General features: G+C 37.2%; 19 protein-coding genes. All 19 read right to left on the bottom strand.

Annotated elements, in window-relative coordinates:
• Positions 1-132: 132 nt before the first annotated feature.
• Entirely contained in the window at positions 133-1,104 is a 972-nt protein-coding gene (locus tag ACWIUO_RS12760; protein WP_454178271.1) for a hypothetical protein, read from the bottom strand.
• A gap of 13 nt (positions 1,105-1,117) precedes the next feature.
• Complete coding sequence (locus tag ACWIUO_RS12755) at positions 1,118-1,456, bottom strand: hypothetical protein (protein WP_454178270.1); 339 nt, start codon at positions 1,454-1,456, stop codon at positions 1,118-1,120.
• 26 nt (positions 1,457-1,482) lie between these two features.
• The gene (locus ACWIUO_RS12750; RefSeq protein WP_454178269.1) at positions 1,483-2,718 is read right to left on the bottom strand and encodes a hypothetical protein; all 1,236 of its coding nucleotides are present in this window, start codon (positions 2,716-2,718) and stop codon (positions 1,483-1,485) included.
• 64 nt (positions 2,719-2,782) lie between these two features.
• Positions 2,783-3,769, bottom strand: coding sequence for a hypothetical protein (locus ACWIUO_RS12745; protein ID WP_454178268.1), 987 nt, complete (start codon positions 3,767-3,769; stop codon positions 2,783-2,785).
• A gap of 149 nt (positions 3,770-3,918) precedes the next feature.
• Complete coding sequence (locus tag ACWIUO_RS12740) at positions 3,919-4,362, bottom strand: hypothetical protein (RefSeq protein WP_454178267.1); 444 nt, start codon at positions 4,360-4,362, stop codon at positions 3,919-3,921.
• Positions 4,363-4,457: 95 nt separating this feature from the next.
• Positions 4,458-5,732: a hypothetical protein gene (locus tag ACWIUO_RS12735; protein ID WP_454178266.1), complete on the bottom strand. Its 1,275-nt coding sequence runs from the start codon at positions 5,730-5,732 to the stop codon at positions 4,458-4,460.
• Between the two features lie 131 nt (positions 5,733-5,863).
• Positions 5,864-6,271 (bottom strand): L,D-transpeptidase family protein, encoded by a 408-nt coding sequence (locus ACWIUO_RS12730; RefSeq protein ID WP_454178265.1) that lies wholly within the window; start codon positions 6,269-6,271, stop codon positions 5,864-5,866.
• A gap of 206 nt (positions 6,272-6,477) precedes the next feature.
• A complete protein-coding gene (locus ACWIUO_RS12725; protein WP_454178264.1) occupies positions 6,478-7,701 on the bottom strand; it encodes an ankyrin repeat domain-containing protein in 1,224 nt (407 codons plus the stop codon).
• A gap of 13 nt (positions 7,702-7,714) precedes the next feature.
• Complete coding sequence (locus ACWIUO_RS12720) at positions 7,715-8,131, bottom strand: hypothetical protein (protein WP_454178263.1); 417 nt, start codon at positions 8,129-8,131, stop codon at positions 7,715-7,717.
• Positions 8,132-8,180: 49 nt separating this feature from the next.
• The gene (locus ACWIUO_RS12715; protein WP_454178262.1) at positions 8,181-9,023 is read right to left on the bottom strand and encodes a DNA-methyltransferase; all 843 of its coding nucleotides are present in this window, start codon (positions 9,021-9,023) and stop codon (positions 8,181-8,183) included.
• Position 9,024: 1 nt separating this feature from the next.
• Positions 9,025-9,807, bottom strand: a complete 783-nt coding sequence (locus tag ACWIUO_RS12710; RefSeq protein ID WP_454178261.1) for a type II restriction enzyme — start codon at positions 9,805-9,807, stop codon at positions 9,025-9,027.
• A gap of 112 nt (positions 9,808-9,919) precedes the next feature.
• Positions 9,920-10,054 carry a hypothetical protein gene (locus tag ACWIUO_RS12705; RefSeq protein WP_454178260.1) on the bottom strand — a complete coding sequence of 45 codons (135 nt, stop codon included), beginning with the start codon at positions 10,052-10,054 and terminating at the stop codon, positions 9,920-9,922.
• Positions 10,038-10,769, bottom strand: a complete 732-nt coding sequence (locus ACWIUO_RS12700) for a sulfate ABC transporter permease (RefSeq protein ID WP_454178259.1) — start codon at positions 10,767-10,769, stop codon at positions 10,038-10,040. Before ACWIUO_RS12700 ends, ACWIUO_RS12705 begins: the two co-directional genes overlap by 17 nt.
• A complete protein-coding gene (gene cysT, locus ACWIUO_RS12695) occupies positions 10,766-11,614 on the bottom strand; it encodes a sulfate ABC transporter permease subunit CysT (protein ID WP_454178258.1) in 849 nt (282 codons plus the stop codon). The genes ACWIUO_RS12700 and cysT overlap by 4 nt, the downstream gene beginning before the upstream one ends.
• Positions 11,611-12,066 (bottom strand): hypothetical protein, encoded by a 456-nt coding sequence (locus tag ACWIUO_RS12690; RefSeq protein ID WP_454178257.1) that lies wholly within the window; start codon positions 12,064-12,066, stop codon positions 11,611-11,613. The genes cysT and ACWIUO_RS12690 overlap by 4 nt, the downstream gene beginning before the upstream one ends.
• Positions 12,067-12,100: 34 nt before the next feature.
• Positions 12,101-12,697 carry a hypothetical protein gene (locus tag ACWIUO_RS12685; RefSeq protein ID WP_454178256.1) on the bottom strand — a complete coding sequence of 199 codons (597 nt, stop codon included), beginning with the start codon at positions 12,695-12,697 and terminating at the stop codon, positions 12,101-12,103.
• Position 12,698: 1 nt separating this feature from the next.
• Entirely contained in the window at positions 12,699-13,841 is a 1,143-nt protein-coding gene (locus ACWIUO_RS12680) for a hypothetical protein (protein ID WP_454178255.1), read from the bottom strand.
• 9 nt (positions 13,842-13,850) lie between these two features.
• The gene (locus ACWIUO_RS12675; protein WP_454178254.1) at positions 13,851-14,804 is read right to left on the bottom strand and encodes a hypothetical protein; all 954 of its coding nucleotides are present in this window, start codon (positions 14,802-14,804) and stop codon (positions 13,851-13,853) included.
• Position 14,805: 1 nt separating this feature from the next.
• Positions 14,806-15,385: T6SS effector amidase Tae4 family protein (locus ACWIUO_RS12670; RefSeq protein ID WP_454178253.1), on the bottom strand; the 580-nt coding region annotated here is incomplete at its 5' end.

The following is a 15,385-nucleotide window of genomic DNA, read 5'->3' as shown; positions in this document are numbered from 1 at the left end:
ACAAATCTTGTGAATCTAATATTTGTGATTCGTGTGAATCTACGCTAGATTCAGCTTGTAAATCCTTTGAATCCCCACGCGCAACAAATGCAATCGATACAAACGCCACCAAAATTACCAAACTTAACTTTTTCATTGTTTATCCTTTTTATAAATATCGCCCCATTCAAATTCTGCGTTATCCCCACACATTGCATAGCAATCAAAATCAAATATCGCCCTATCTCGCGTTGGAGTGATACCTTGCGGATTTTTAGTGATTTGCACTTCACACCTACTAAAATCCTCGCCATCGCTAATAATGCTCGTTGTTCGCGCATTAGCGGAATCTATAAGGCGGATTTTGCCACTAATATTGCATACGCTTTGCCCTGCGCTAGATTCATAAGCAAAGGCACACGAATCGCCCTCGCAACGCATTATATCAATCCACCCGATATATCCTTCACGCGACAAAGTATATCTGCCTTGCCATAGAGAATTTGGCGTTTGATTTGCGCTAGAATCGCCTGAATCTGCGCTAGATTCTTGTTGTGGATATTTTGGATTTGTGATGCCAAAATATGCGTTGATTTCATCTTCAAACATCACAGTATCTTGTAGCTCTTTGGGCTTTTTGCCTTTTTGGTATAGATAAAATTCATAGAGCGAATCAAGTCTTGCAATATCTATGCTTTCATTTGGAAAAATAAGATTTGTGTAATTCACCCTATTTCGTGAAATATACTTGGTTTCTATGCCGTTTGCCTCAAGATATTCGTCTAGCATATTAGCATACCAATGTGCGTCATCTGCAATTACATAAAAATCATCTTCTCCCCATTCTTTTTTAAATCTATCTATTTCATAATTAGTAGCAATTATTCGAATCACGCACTTATCGCAATCTACAATGAAATCTATGTGCGAATCTTTTTGTGCGGATTTGTCTAAATTTGCACTTGAATCTGCGCTAGATTCGTTAGATTCGCTCTGTGAATCGTTAGTATTTATCATTTGTGATTCGTGTGAATCTTGTGAATCTTGTGAATCCTTTGAATCCCCACACGCTACAAACGCAATCGACACAAACGCCACTAAAAATACTAAACTTAACTTTTTCATTTTTACATTCCTTTTATTCGCAACTCTGCAATTTCATTGTTTGTATAAGTTTATCGCCTTTGTAAATCACTAGCGACTCATCGTGCGTTATATGGTAAGTGTAGCCTTGATTTACAAACTCATATCCAGCATATTTGAAAGCCGTTATCGCCTTGCCTTTAAGTGTGATAAATTCGCCACTTTGCTTATTTAGCCCGATATATGCGACTTTATCGCAGGATATATCGCCCTCACCACAAAGCTCAATGATTTTTATCCAAAATGTGTCATTTTGAAAGGTGCATTGTTCGCCAAATGGCACAAAATCCGCCCACAACATACTTGCCAAAAATATCAAACTTAATTTTTTCACTTTTTATCGCTCCATTATAAATTTTATCATATCTCACACTCTGCCTCATAATCCGCCACATCAAGCTGTGATTTGTGTATATAGCCCACAATCGCGTCATTTGCGCTTTTTGCATTAGGTGGGAAATACACCACACGCACCCATTTATCGGGGTTTTTAAGATTTTTGAGTTTGGCTAAAAGTTTTTCGCTTTCATTAGTAGCCCAATCTTTTTGCTTCCAATCAATTATCTTTGAGAGATTCATATCAATTAGCCAACTCCACTTTTCTACTTCTATCTCATTTATCTTGACGCTTTCATCGCCATTGCAAGTGTATTGCCAATGATTATGCGCCAAAATAAACTTATCCTTTTTATAGATTTTTGCTAACACCTTGCCATTTGGCGAATCGCGTAGATTTACAAAGCTATCTTTTGTTTTGAGTTTTATGCTATATTGCTCGTAATATCGCGGATTAAAGGGATTTTCATTGATTTTTTTATTGATTGTAAAATTATTGACATAAAAAATATTATCAGCTCCACCATAATATTTTTGCAACCTTATCATAGCTAAACCCTTTGTATCCACGATAGAAGTGCGGTCTTCGCTCACATCGCCAATCATATCGCCTACTGTGCGTGTGCCTTTTATGCGACCATCGACATTAAAGTCAAATTCTATCTCAAAGCTAATGCTACCACTTAAACCTTGATGATACCATTTTGGCAGATTATCATAGATAAATTTTGTATATTTTAAAAAGCCCTCACTATCATTCATCACAAAAAATCCCACTCTCTTTTTGGCTAAAAAATCTAAATTTTTATCATAAGGCTCAAATTCTAAAAAGCCATAATAGCTAGAGAATGGGTCGCTCCATAAAGTTACTTTGCCCTTTATATGCAATGGCTTATTTGCACGATAAAAGCAATGTCTAACTATATATCCAGCTTGTGTATATGGCGCAAAATAACAGCAAGAATCTCCCTTACGCCTGCCACGGCTGCAAGATGATTTATCAAATGGCGAAAAGAGATTTTTTGCCGACTCAAAGCGTCTTTTGCACTCCGCTTGGCTTGAATCTTTAGGGCAGTCAATCAAAAATCTATGCCAAAAGCTTTGGTTTGCTGGATTTTCTAGCGAGTGTTTAAAATGAGTCTCTGTGCTTTGATATGGGATATAATACGAATTATTTGGCAACGCTGAATCTTTATCATACCCAAACGCCACTTGCGCTAAAAGCCCCACCACTAAAATTGCTAAACTTAACTTTTTCATTTTTTATCACTCCATTTTTTGATTTAGATTCGTGTTTTGGATTCACGCGCGAATTATAGCCAATTTATTTGCACGACACTTTTAGCTGTGAGCTGTGGATATAGCCAAAAATTGCCTTGCTAACATCGATATATTGCTGATTTTGATTTATTATTATTTCTATTGTAGGCAGATAAAACACCTTTACCCATTTATTTTTACCCTCCATAAGCTGGTCTTGTGATTCAATGTCTTCATCTACAATATAAATCCTGCCTTTTTCTTTACCACAGCGCATATCTTTGGCATATATTTTGGTGATAATCTTGCCATTTGGCTTCTCGCGCAGATTCACAAAGCTATCTTTGGAGTTGTAGTGCATTACAAGCAGATTATTTTGACCACCACTTTTATAAAAAGCCCATTTACCGACATAAACGCAACTGTCGCATTCAAGGCTACCCACACAACCCTCAAATTCATTAGGGTGTAGCACATAAGAAGAGTGTATATATTCTGCATTTTCAAAGGGTGTAGCCTCTATAAGCGTAGCTTTTACATATAAATCATTGTTCATATAGCTATATTTATGCAAATATTTATAATCCTTTATTTTGATTTTTGCCCTTATACCTACACCACCTAAAATGCGCTTTTGCAATGGCTGTGGCAAAAGCGCATTATCAGCATTCAGCAAAACCACACTAGCTGAAACGGGCTCGCCAACCCACTTAGCAGGTAAGTGAAAGTTCTTATCTAAGATAAAATACAATGGTTTATCAATCCTCCCATCATCGTCATTGCGCACTAACATACCGCTAACTTCTATTTCGCCATCAAAGCAAGTGAAACCTTCATCTAAATCCTCTTTGCTTTTGCATTTTGTCTCTTGTAATTTGCCTTTGGTGTTGTTTTTAATGGGCGTGCTTTTCTTTAACTCATCTGTCCACCTACCTGCAGACCAAGTATCAAATCTAAAACCATATTCAAATCTATCATCACCAAAGAGCTGTCCCCCATATACAAAGGCTACAAACGCTATGATTTTTACTATTTTGCTTGCATTTTGCATTTTTTAAACTCCATTATTTTGATTTCGATTCACGCGAATTATAGCAAATTTATATTTTTTGTTTTGGCTAGATTTGTGGCGATTTTGGATTATTGTTTTGTGGATTTTGCGTTGTGTTTCGTTTAAGGCGACTTACAATAGCGCGAAATTTAAGCGATAAAATGCACAAAATTCCACGCCCATAGCACACAAATCACCACAAAAATAAGTGTGCAGATGAGTTTTTTGCGCTTAAAAAGTGTGTAAAGTCCAGCCAAACTTAATACCACAAAAAGCCCCGCTAGTGTGCGCCAGAGATAGATTTCATCATCATCAACATAAGTGCCTTTGTTGCGCGGTGCTTCATTAAACAAATCCCAAATATTAGACGCCACAATGCCGACAAAAAAGCACACATAAGGATAAAAAAGCCAAAAATTTGGGAATCTTTTATGCAAAATAAGACTTGCCAAACCCACGATACAAAGTATTATCGCAAATGATAAAGCAAAAAACTCTTTTAATCGTATCTCATTGAGTGGTGCAAGTAAAAATACCTCAAATAGCGCGTTGTCAAAAATGCAAAGCCAAATGCCCCAAAAAATGCCAAGCAAAATCTTTGCGCTTCGCCCTTGTGTGTAAAGCGTCCAAGCCCCAGCGACAACAAAAATAATAAAACATAATATTAAAAATTCCATATTGATAAATTTTAGTTAAAAATACTCTCATCTAAATTTTCAAGTTCTTTTAAGCTCATTTGTTTTATGCGACAACCCACACTTGCGCACTTATCTATCCCAGATTCATAACGGCACGAGTTTTCGCAATCCTTAGTAAAGTAGTGCTTTGCTTTGGCTAAATCCCGCCTTACATCTTTACCGCCCACATAGCCTCCCCAAAGATATATTTGTGCCAAATGCACACAGCCCACGCCCAAAGCACACGCCTTGTCATAATAATGCAGGGCTTGTTTTTGGTTGATAAGCTCAGGCATATTATAACTCACATAATACGATTCCTCATTATCATCATAGGCTTTGGCAAATTTGTCGCACACCACGCCACTTTGCAAATCATCACAACCAGCCTTAAAATAATCAAGCATAGTTTGCTTTCGCTCCTCTTTGTCATTTTTGTCATCAAGATTGGCTTCTATCCGCGCTAAAGTGGCTAGATAATTCGCGTCTTTTATGTCAAGTTTGCCTTGAATTTTGGCATTTTTAAGCATTAAATGCAGTTCTTTGCCAAATCCCCTTGCCACCGCATAATCTTGCTTTGGTTTATAAAAATAATAAAAGGCTGCTCCATTCATACAGCTGCGAGCGTCTCCTAGCTCACAAGCCTTTTGTGCTACGGCTTGAAATCTGGGCGCATAGATTTTATGAACCTCTCCATCATAAGAGCGCACAACTTCTATATAGTCAATATCCCAACTCAACAACAAGCCATAGTAAGAAGAAGTCAGCCTAGCACAGCTTTGAGCGTCATTTGCGTTGCAATCTTTTTCATATTCGGCGATAATCTCATCTCGCGCTGATGAAGCCATTTGCAAGATTTTCGGATTTAAAGAAGAACCTGTTAGGCGAGAGAGTGAATTAAGCTCTTGCACATAATAAGAGCCTTTTTTCTCTTTTGGCAATGCTAGCACTGCGCGGATATATCGCTGTGCTGTTTTGTCGCGCTCATCGCAAGATTGTGGGACAATGGAGCTAAATCTATCACACATATCCCAAAAATCCTCCATAAAATCCTGCAAAACGACAGGCAATGGCTCATTTATCTCACTCAACTCTCTCTTTTTTAGCTCAAAGCAAGCGGCTATGTCGTTGGTGGATTCGCATAAAGATTGTAACGATTCTTTGCTTTTTTGCGTTGTTATTTCGCTTTGCGTTGTTGTTTTGCTATGTGTTGCTGCTTCGTCATAACACGCACTACATACAATCGCCACCACTGCTAATCCTAATATTTTGCTTACATTTCGCATTCCTCACGCTCCGTTTAAAATTTAAATTTTAAAGACACAATTTTAGCGAAAAATTTGTGCATTTAGATTCGCACACCCTTTTAGATTCACACCAACTCCACGCGAATCTAAATTGCAAATTCACGCTAGATTTATGGCACAATCATAATCTTTGTGCCGACTTTGACACTCTCATACAATTCTTTGATTTCATCATTTAGCACCGCGATACAGCCATCTGTCCAATCACCCGCCACATAGCTTAACTTCCCCAAAAATCCAAGCCCATTACGCAATCCGTGAATCTTTATATCCCCACCAGCACTCACGCCACGCGCCTTTGCTTCTGCCAAATCCGCGCGATTTGGGTAAGAAATGCCTAAGTTGAGAAAAAAGCGCGATTTGGGATTTTTGCTATCGATGAGATATTCTCCCTCAGGCGTCTTGCTATCGCCCTCTTGCGCTTTGTGCCCTTGCGGATTGCCACCTAGCGCGATATGGTAGGTTTTGGCGACATAGATTTCGCCATTTGTAGAATCTTTTGCCAACACTTTTAGCACTCTATCGCTTTTTTAGACAAGTAGCGAATCGATTGCATTGCCTTTGAGCGCGGAGTCTAGCGAATGCGAATCGCTTTGGTTTATGCTTAGAATTTTCGCGTTTATACCCACACCCAACGCCACAGCGCCACGACAATTAAAATTGCCAAACTTAACTTTTTTATTTTATGTCCTTTTGAATCTGCATTATTTTTTAAAGCGTGATTTTAGCGAAATTCATATTTAAGATTTTTGCCATTTAGGATTTGTAGCATTTTGCTATCTTTGCATTTTCTGGCGATTGCAATCGCGCTTTGCCCCTTGTTATTTTGCGCGTTTGGATTTGCGCCTTTTTTGATAAACAATCTTGCAATATCATATCGCCCTACATTCTCTACGCCCTCTTCCCCATAATAATGATATGATAAATCCTCACAATTATCTATCACCGCTCTTATAAGCGCAGTATTGCCCTCATTATCTTTTAGATTCACATTTGCACCTTGCTTTATGAGCCACTCATTTATCTCAACATCCCAGCTTTGCATTAGCACACTCTTCCTAGAATCATTTGCAGCATTGATATTTGCACCATTTTTTAGCAAAAATGTAGCCATATTTTTATCGCCATTTTTTACCGCTTCAAAAAGCGGTGGATTACTTTTTCTATCCCCATTTAGGACGCCATTGACATTTGCGCCTTGCTTTATCAGCAACTCTGCAATGTCATAATGTCTCTTACTAATAGCGATACTAAGCGCGGTGTCGTTATTATAAAAATCCACAAAGTCAATCTCTGCGCCATTTTCTAGCAAAATCATAACCAAATCTCTGCGCCCCAAATATGCCACACGCCACAGTGGGGAAAACTCTTTATCCAGCGTGTTTGGACTCATTCCCTGAGACAAAAGAAACCTAAACATCGCTTCATAGCCAAATTCCACCGCTTTAATCACAATATCGTTATTAAAAATCTCTTGTGCATTTTGTCCTTGCGCTTTTTTATTTTCAATAAGTAGCTCTGCCATTTTTATGTCGTTATAAAAAATCGCAATGCCTAGTGGTGTGTAAGCCTGCCCAAAAAAGCCACTAAAGATTCCATCATAAAAGGCACATTGTTTGCACGACATAGGTTGGCAGAATGCTTTAGCATATTTGGGCGCAAGTTTAGAGCGAAGTAGCTTTTGTGTTTTTTTATAATCGTGCGCAATCACGGCATCAAAGAGCACTTGATAATCCGTCTTATCGCCACGATAGCCCTCGTTAAATTTATTACAATCTTTGAGTAAATCTATAAAGCGCGATTCTTCGTAGCGCAGGATTTCTTGTTCACTCATATTAGAGAGTATTTGTATTTCTTTTTCTGTGAAAATCTTTGGCTCGGCGAACGCCACTTGTGCGCTAAAAATTGCCATAATTGCTAATCCTAATATTTTGCTTAACTTTTTCATTTTTTAAACTCCATTATTTTTTCACGCACGATTGTAACTTATCGGCTAGATTGCGCAGGGATTGCAACTCTACTTCTTCCATAGTATCAATAAGCGTTTTTGTGCCAAAATCATATTCTACCCAGCCTATCGTGCCTGTGCCTTGAAACTCTTTTGAATCGCTATCTACAAATAGCTTTGCCAAAATATGTCCCTCATCAACGCTATCAAACATAAACGCCACGCTATCTTTAAAGGCTTCCACGCTTTTATTATACCCACTCGCCCACATCGCAAAATCAAAGCTACTCTCTTTGACAAGCGAAATAAAAATATCCACACATTGCGGTTTTAGCTTATTATTGCTAAAATAATATGTATTTGCATTTTTTGCATTTGCAAATACGCTACACGCAATTAGCAAAACGATGAATCTAAGTAATTTTTGCATTTTTTGCCCTCCATTATTTTGATTTCGATTCGCGCAAATCGTGCGAATCTTATAAGGCGGTTTCAAATAAACTTTGTTCTTTATTTGGCTCTTTATTTGCGCTATTTTCATAGTTTTTGCGTGTAAAATTTGGCAATCTAAATTCATTTTTAATCACACCATTTGATTTTAGTCTGTCGTTTATCATATCAAAATAGGGCTTATGTAGCTCACAGCTTAGCCATTTGCGTTTGAGATTTTCACATAATAAAATTTCCCCTCCACTCCCACCAAATAGCACAAACACGCAATCTCCCTCGTTCGTGCAAGATTTGATAAACATTTCTACTAATGGCGCAGGGATTTGGCAAGAATGAAAGGTTTTATCCTTACTCACATTTTTGACTAAATCAAAATAAAACCACGAATACGGCATTCGCCCCTTTTCTCCGCGCTCCATACGCGCTTTTATGCGTTTGTCGGTGGGGTTTTGATAAGGCAGGGCGATATTGTCTTTGTAAAAATGGTTGTCTTTAGATTTTGTAGCGTGGAGAATGCTTCTGTGTGCGGTAGTGAGACGCCGTTTGCTATGCCCGACATTTGTGTTATACACCCACACATATTCGCTCACATCATAAGCTAAACTATCAAGGCATTTCACACGCAAATACGCATTTTGCTTGGGATAGTTCATAAAAAACGCATTGCCACTAGGCTTTAGCACTCGCAGAGATTCCTGCGCTAACTCCGCATACCACGCGATATAATCCTCCCATTTTTGCGTATATTTGCTTCCATTATAATCAATGCCGACATTATAATCAGGATCCCCCCAAATCATATCCAAGCAATCATTTGGCAGGGATTTTAGGATTTTAACCGTATCGTCATTGTAGATTTTATTCCATTCCATTTTAGCCCCTTGTCAAAATGTATTCTTTTGATTTTAGAAATTTGATAGAATCAAGTTGCAACGGATTTTCAAAAGTATAAGCCCAAAGTTTTAAGCTATTTTCATTTCGCACCAAGTAGCAACAAACGATATTTTTTATCGGCAAATTTGAGTTGTGATAATACAAAAATGGGTGATAAATTTGATAAATATTAAAATCTTTTGGCTCGCCATTTTTTGCTTCAAAAACGCCGATAACGCTATTATATTCTAGTGTTAAATCGATTTCTATTTGTTGATTTTGGGCGAGTATTGTTTCGTTTTCAAAAGTGTATTTTAGCGTGGCTTTTGTGCGGTGCGGGAAGTAGGTTTTGGGGCGTTTGCTTATGTCTAAATTTTCAAATTCCAAATCCGCACCAAACAAAAAATCGTGCAAAATGCGCTGATTATTTGCCACGCTTAAAATATTGCTTTCGCTATCGTTGTATTCATTTAGCAAACTTTTTTTATATTTCCATTTGATAGTCTCTTGTATCGGCTCAAATGTGTGGTAGAGTTTGTCTATGCCTTTGATAAATTTATGATTCCCGCTTCCCAAATGCAAAAGGCAAATGTCATTTTCTATGAAAAAGCGCGGGAGTTTCTCACTAGAATCTAACTTTGTCGCGTCAAATGGATTGCCAAATTTATGCTTTTTAGCGTAATCTTTAACTAAATCATTGTGAAATACAAAATCATTTTGTGCTTCGCAATGATTATACAAATCAAGCAAGACAGAGTGCTTTTTGTTTGGCTTATTTTGCATTTTTGTCCTTTTAGAAAACTAAAATGTGATTTTAGCAAAAATTTCGTGCATTTTCGATTCGCGCCAATCTTAAAAAATCTTGCGCTGATTTATGCCACTAGATTCCGCGTTTTTACGCTCTCTCATATTTCTCAATGATACATTTCAAAATAAGCGCGATGATTGAAAGTAGCGTTAGCACACTTACCACCGCAAACGCCGCCGTGTAGAGATAGTCATTGTAGAGAATCTCAATGTATAAAGGCATCGTGGTAGTAAGCCCGATGATTTTCCCGCTTTACCACAGCCACCGCGCCAAACTCGCCGATAACCCGCGCATTTGTCAGCACGATACCATAGAAAAGCCCCCATTTGATATTTGGCAAAGTTACCTTAAAAAAGCTCTGCCACCCGTTTGCCCCCAAACTTATGGCGGCTTCCTCTTCCTCTTTGCCCTGCTCTTGCATTAGTGCGATGAGTTCTTTTGCGACAAAGGGGAATGTTACAAACGCGCTTGCTAGGATTATCGCGGGGATGGCAAAAATGATTTTTATATCCCACGCGTTTAAAATCTCGCCAAAAAATCCGCTATTGCCAAACAAAAGCACAAAGCAAAGCCCCACGATGACGGGTGAAACAGCAAAGGGAATCTCAATTAGACTTGAGAGTATAAACTTGCCACGAAACTCAAACTTTGCGATTGCATAAGCGATAAAAGTCCCAAATATCGCATTTATCGGCACGACAATGACAACGCAAGTAAGCGTCAAAAGCAGTGCTTTTATCGTGTATTCATCACTCAACGCCTCCACATACACGCCCACGCCCTCACTAAATGCCTCCACAAAGACGATGATTAAAGGCAACGCCACCATAATGCCCAAAAACGCAAAGCTAATGCCAATGCCAATGTAGCGCAACGCCTTTGGCTCTGTGTTTTTTATCATTTGCGCGTTTTTTTGCGCCATATTTTTGCCATTCATACGCGCTTCCTCCATTGCCCCAAAAGATTGATAGCAAGCAAAATCACAAATGCCACGCTTATCATTAGCACACCTACCGCGCTTCCACCCAAATAATCAAACGAATCTAACTTTTTTACGATTAAAAGTGGCAGTATTTCACTTTCAAATGGGATATTGTTTGAGACAAAAATCACTGAGCCATACTCGCCAAGTCCCCGCGCAAAGGCTAGGGCAAATCCTATCAGCGCGGAGGGGATAAGAGAGGGCAAAATCACAAAATAAAAACTTTGATAAAAGTTCGCTCCCAAGCTCCCTGCAGCTTCTAAACTCTCTTTGTCTAAATCTTTGATGACAGGTTCAAGTGTGCGAATCACAAAGGGAATCCCCACAAACACTAACGCCACGACAACGGCTACAAAACTGCGCCCCTCCAAATCCACGCCGATTGCCAAAAATGCCTTGCCTACGATACCATTGCTTGAGAGTAAAAAAGCGATTGCGATTCCCGCTACGGCGGTGGGGAGCGCGAAAGGCAAGTCGATTAGGGCTTCTAAAAGTCGTTTGCCAAAAAAGTCATATCGCGCCAAGCTCCACGCCACGACAAATCCCAAAATGAGATTGATAAGCGCGGCGATGAGTGCGGTGGAGAGCGAGAATTTTAATGCACTTAGCACTTGTGAATCGCTGATGATTTCTACAAATTTTGCCCACTCTAATTTAAAGCTAAACGCAAAAAGCGCGACTAGCGGGATAATCACAAGCAAACTAAAATATGTCATACCAAGCCCAAAGCTAAGCCCAAAGCCCTGCAAAATCGATGGCTTTTTGACGATGATTTTTTGTGATAGTTGTGAGAGATTCATTTGTCTTGCTCCTTATCTGTTATAAAAAATTTTCTATAATTTCCTTGCTCATCTTTTGTAATGTCTTTTAAGTCGTTAAACATTATTTTGCATCTGTCTTCCCGCACTTGAAGTGTTATACGCTTGACTTTTGGCTCATCTTTCTCATACCAGCCTAACTCATTGTCAATAGGTTCGTCTATCCAGCTCCACACTTCACACCGAGCTTTTTTATTAGCAGGATTATAGATAAAGATTCGCGTTTTATAGCACAGCTCACATTTATAAGCTCCGCCAAACTCTACGACTTTATCTTTAAGCAATGGAGTGCCATTGTGGATTATTTCTAATTTTATGGGTAGCGGATATATATCAATTTTTATCTCTATCGTGCCATCTAGTGATTTGTAGGTTTCCTCCACACCAAACACCACGCCACACGCTAAAATCATAAATGCTATTAGTTTTTTCATTGTTTATTCCTTACTTAAAAATGATTTTTGCAAATCATCGCCCGCTTTTATATTTTTCTAAAATCTCAATAATTTTCTCATAATTTCGCACAGCGTTAGAATCATCGATAAATTTTGCTTCATTTAGCTTTTGTGTGGCAAATTGCAATGGCGTCCGCTTAATATAATTTTCATCATAATACACTTCATCTATCATAAAACCCTCATACTGCGCTACATTGTCCTTATATGTGAGTTTATTTTCTAGCAGAAATTTTACAGATTCTACCTTTGCAGATTCAATAGCGACAATCAAAAAAATCATTCCGCCACTTGCCTGCATAGAGATAAATCCCCGCTTCCCAAGCTCATCAAGCATTAGTCTCAAGCCCTTTATGTCGCATTCTCCAAGCATATACATTATCGTGTAAGGTGTTTCTTTGTAAAAATATACATCATCTTCCCTACCTTTCCAATCTTTTGCCCACTTATTATAGAGAGCAGATTCTCTTGTGAAGTTGCATTCTTGTAAATCTTGCGTGGATTTTTGGGTAGATTCGCCCAAATCTTTTGAATCCTTTGAATCCCCATACGCTACACCCGCAAAAATAACCAACAACACCAAAAATGAACGAATAATTGCTTTTGTCATATCAATATCCTCCCATTTGCTCTTTTGTTTCTTTAAGTGCTTGAATAATGCTTTCATAGCTAATTATCATTTTGTTGCCTCCTTTATTTTCATAAAAAGATTGCTTGCCATTAGAAATGCGTTTATTGCCTTTTGGATAACTATCCAATTCCCAGCCATATTTTACGCCTATTGAAGCAAATTCCATAGCTAACGCATAAGCTGCTTTATCTATATTGCCATTTCCTTTAAGATATTTTATAACATCGGGTCGTTTCTTGTCAATCAAATATTCCTCAAAGATTCTATCTTGCATTTCCTCATTAAATAAATCATTTTCATTAAGATTTAAGGCATTTTTTGCACCCAATAAAGTATTATCAGTAACTTGAAATCTACCAGCTGCAAATATTTCTTTTGTTTGTTGTTTTTGTATTATCGTGCTTAATGGTAGCATTGTGAGTTCTTTCAAATCTTTTGCACCATAATATTCTTTTCCTTTAGAGTTGATTTGTTTGTGATTGCACATAGTGTATTTGTTTTGAGATTCCGCCCGTCCTATTAAGTTTGCTAATGGGCTATGTGCTAATGGATATTTTTTTGTTGTATGTCTTTTTGTGTTGCTTATAAAATTCTCATAAATTGCCATATCATCATTGCTTGCGTATCTTTGTGGCAATGGTGTGAAAATCTCATTTGATTTTGTGTCTAAATCCTCACTAGATTTTAGGCAAGATTTACTTATAGATTCCGCGTTTTCATTACCATTCTGCGCGTTATCAAAATCTGCTATATCCTCATCTAGCTCAAATATATCCTTTGCTTTTGGTTCGCCTTGTAGGATTAGCGGTGAGCCTTTGTCTGTGATGACTTGAGAGATGGCTTGGGCTAGGACTATTTTTTGATTGTCAATTTCTAGCAATATGGAGCAAATCGAATTTGGGATATTTACTAATTTCGTGCAATGGCTAGGCACACCTGCAATATTATTGGTGCAGCCCACAATGGTAGCATTTGCTAAATCGCTTAGGCTTATCATTCCTGCGTCATTACCATTAGAATCTTGCACACACATTGTGTCTTTTGTGGTTGATTGAAGCACTACTTTGCCTTTATGAGCGCATTCCATAGAGTCAGATTCTAGCGGGGGATTTAGCGTTGGCATTTAGATTCCTTACTTGCATTCTTTGCAGTATTTTTTGATGATTCGCTCAATTTCGGCGTTGTATTCTTTTGATTCGTATATTTCTATGCAGTCAATAACATAAAACATTGTCTTGTTGTATGTCAATATGTTTGACATAGTTTGTTTAATATAAAAATCCACTTCATTGCCTATGTTATCTTTATCATATTTGTGATGATAAATGGATAAAAAATTAGCAAGTAAAAAATATCCTTGTTGTATATCACTTGGCATTTTATCGTATCCATCGTTAAAATTGTGCTTTGTATTGTTGGGCTGATAATGCACTAAACATCGTGCAAATCCTTGCATTTTTGTTATATTAGTAATTTTGTTTATCATTGTTGTTTGATTTGATATTGTTTTATTTTTGTGTTTATCGCAATTTTTACACACAATAAAATTTATCACTCTTATCAAATAATCTTGATATTCTTTGGAATCATACATTTGCATACAAGGAATAAAATAAGTTGCTTTTTCTGTGTTTGGCTGCTTGAAAAAGCTATCAAGATATTCCATATTATTTTGTGTTTGTATGGAAGTTAAAAATTTATTATATGGTTTATATGTTTGATAATATATCATAAGCGGTATATTTACTTCTACAAATCTTTTGATATATTCAAACGCTACACTGCTTATTTTATCTGCATTCCAGCCATTTTTTGTATTTGTTAGTTGCGGATATTGTTTATACAATGCCTGATAAATTACCTTACTAATAGATGTGTATTGTTTAGCTAAAACTGCATCTTCAAAATTTTTGTCATCACTTCTAAAAGTGCTTAAACAATGAAATAAACCTTTTCTTTTCATATTTTGCAATGTTGTGTCATATTCTTTTTGCGTTAAAAATAGTTTGTATTGCAATATGCTAGTATCGTGTGATTGACTTACGCTTATAGCACAAATAAATAATATTATTATATATTTGTGCATTTTATAGCTCCCAAAAATGTGCTTCTGTTACTAATGGATTAAATTGTCTTATACCATTTTTAATTGTGTATTCGTCTAAAAAATTTGTATCATCTGCAAAATGTTGTTTATCCCATAAAGTAGTGTGCCCTTTTGCATCGGCAAATGCAATTCTCATTGTAATAATTCCTTGTTTTTTGGGATTGTATCCATTTAATTTTTTTAGAAATTTTATATTATCGTCTTTGTTTTTCATATTTTTCTTAAACAATTCTGGAACTCCCCATTTAATCCATAAAAATGTTTCCATATCAATAGAACTAGTTATATAGTAGTAGCCGTTTTTATCTATTCTATTATATTTTTGTATAGCTTCTTTTTGGCTTTGTAAAGTAACTTTATGCTCTTCATTGTGTTTTGCGTTATCAAGAAGTGATTTTTCTATGGAAAACCCTGCTTTATTAAGTGTATAGCTTACCCGAACTGCACAAGTATTTATGTAACTACTCGGCTCTTTAGCAAAAGCTGTTTGTATTTTACCTCCCAAAAAATCATACTTTAATTTTGCCTTAACAGCGTCATCATTGATATGTTTGCCAATA

This window comes from Helicobacter sp. T3_23-1056, from assembly GCF_053654535.1.
This window is presented reverse-complemented; position numbering and strand designations above follow the sequence as displayed.

What these genes read in the sequence shown, in the direction of transcription:
- ACWIUO_RS12760 (WP_454178271.1), bottom strand. Translation starts at nt 1,104, where the DNA reads ATGAAAAAGTTAAGTTTAGTATTTTTAGTGGCGTTTGTGTCGATTGCG.
- ACWIUO_RS12750 (WP_454178269.1), bottom strand. Translation starts at nt 2,718, where the DNA reads ATGAAAAAGTTAAGTTTAGCAATTTTAGTGGTGGGGCTTTTAGCGCAA.
- ACWIUO_RS12745 (WP_454178268.1), bottom strand. Translation starts at nt 3,769, where the DNA reads ATGCAAAATGCAAGCAAAATAGTAAAAATCATAGCGTTTGTAGCCTTT.
- ACWIUO_RS12735 (WP_454178266.1), bottom strand. Translation starts at nt 5,732, where the DNA reads ATGCGAAATGTAAGCAAAATATTAGGATTAGCAGTGGTGGCGATTGTA.
- ACWIUO_RS12725 (WP_454178264.1), bottom strand. Translation starts at nt 7,701, where the DNA reads ATGAAAAAGTTAAGCAAAATATTAGGATTAGCAATTATGGCAATTTTT.
- ACWIUO_RS12720 (WP_454178263.1), bottom strand. Translation starts at nt 8,131, where the DNA reads ATGCAAAAATTACTTAGATTCATCGTTTTGCTAATTGCGTGTAGCGTA.
- ACWIUO_RS12715 (WP_454178262.1), bottom strand. Translation starts at nt 9,023, where the DNA reads ATGGAATGGAATAAAATCTACAATGACGATACGGTTAAAATCCTAAAA.
- ACWIUO_RS12710 (WP_454178261.1), bottom strand. Translation starts at nt 9,807, where the DNA reads ATGCAAAATAAGCCAAACAAAAAGCACTCTGTCTTGCTTGATTTGTAT.
- ACWIUO_RS12705 (WP_454178260.1), bottom strand. Translation starts at nt 10,054, where the DNA reads ATGCCTTTATACATTGAGATTCTCTACAATGACTATCTCTACACGGCG.
- ACWIUO_RS12700 (WP_454178259.1), bottom strand. Translation starts at nt 10,769, where the DNA reads ATGAATGGCAAAAATATGGCGCAAAAAAACGCGCAAATGATAAAAAAC.
- cysT (WP_454178258.1), bottom strand. Translation starts at nt 11,614, where the DNA reads ATGAATCTCTCACAACTATCACAAAAAATCATCGTCAAAAAGCCATCG.
- ACWIUO_RS12690 (WP_454178257.1), bottom strand. Translation starts at nt 12,066, where the DNA reads ATGAAAAAACTAATAGCATTTATGATTTTAGCGTGTGGCGTGGTGTTT.
- ACWIUO_RS12685 (WP_454178256.1), bottom strand. Translation starts at nt 12,697, where the DNA reads ATGACAAAAGCAATTATTCGTTCATTTTTGGTGTTGTTGGTTATTTTT.
- ACWIUO_RS12680 (WP_454178255.1), bottom strand. Translation starts at nt 13,841, where the DNA reads ATGCCAACGCTAAATCCCCCGCTAGAATCTGACTCTATGGAATGCGCT.
- ACWIUO_RS12675 (WP_454178254.1), bottom strand. Translation starts at nt 14,804, where the DNA reads ATGCACAAATATATAATAATATTATTTATTTGTGCTATAAGCGTAAGT.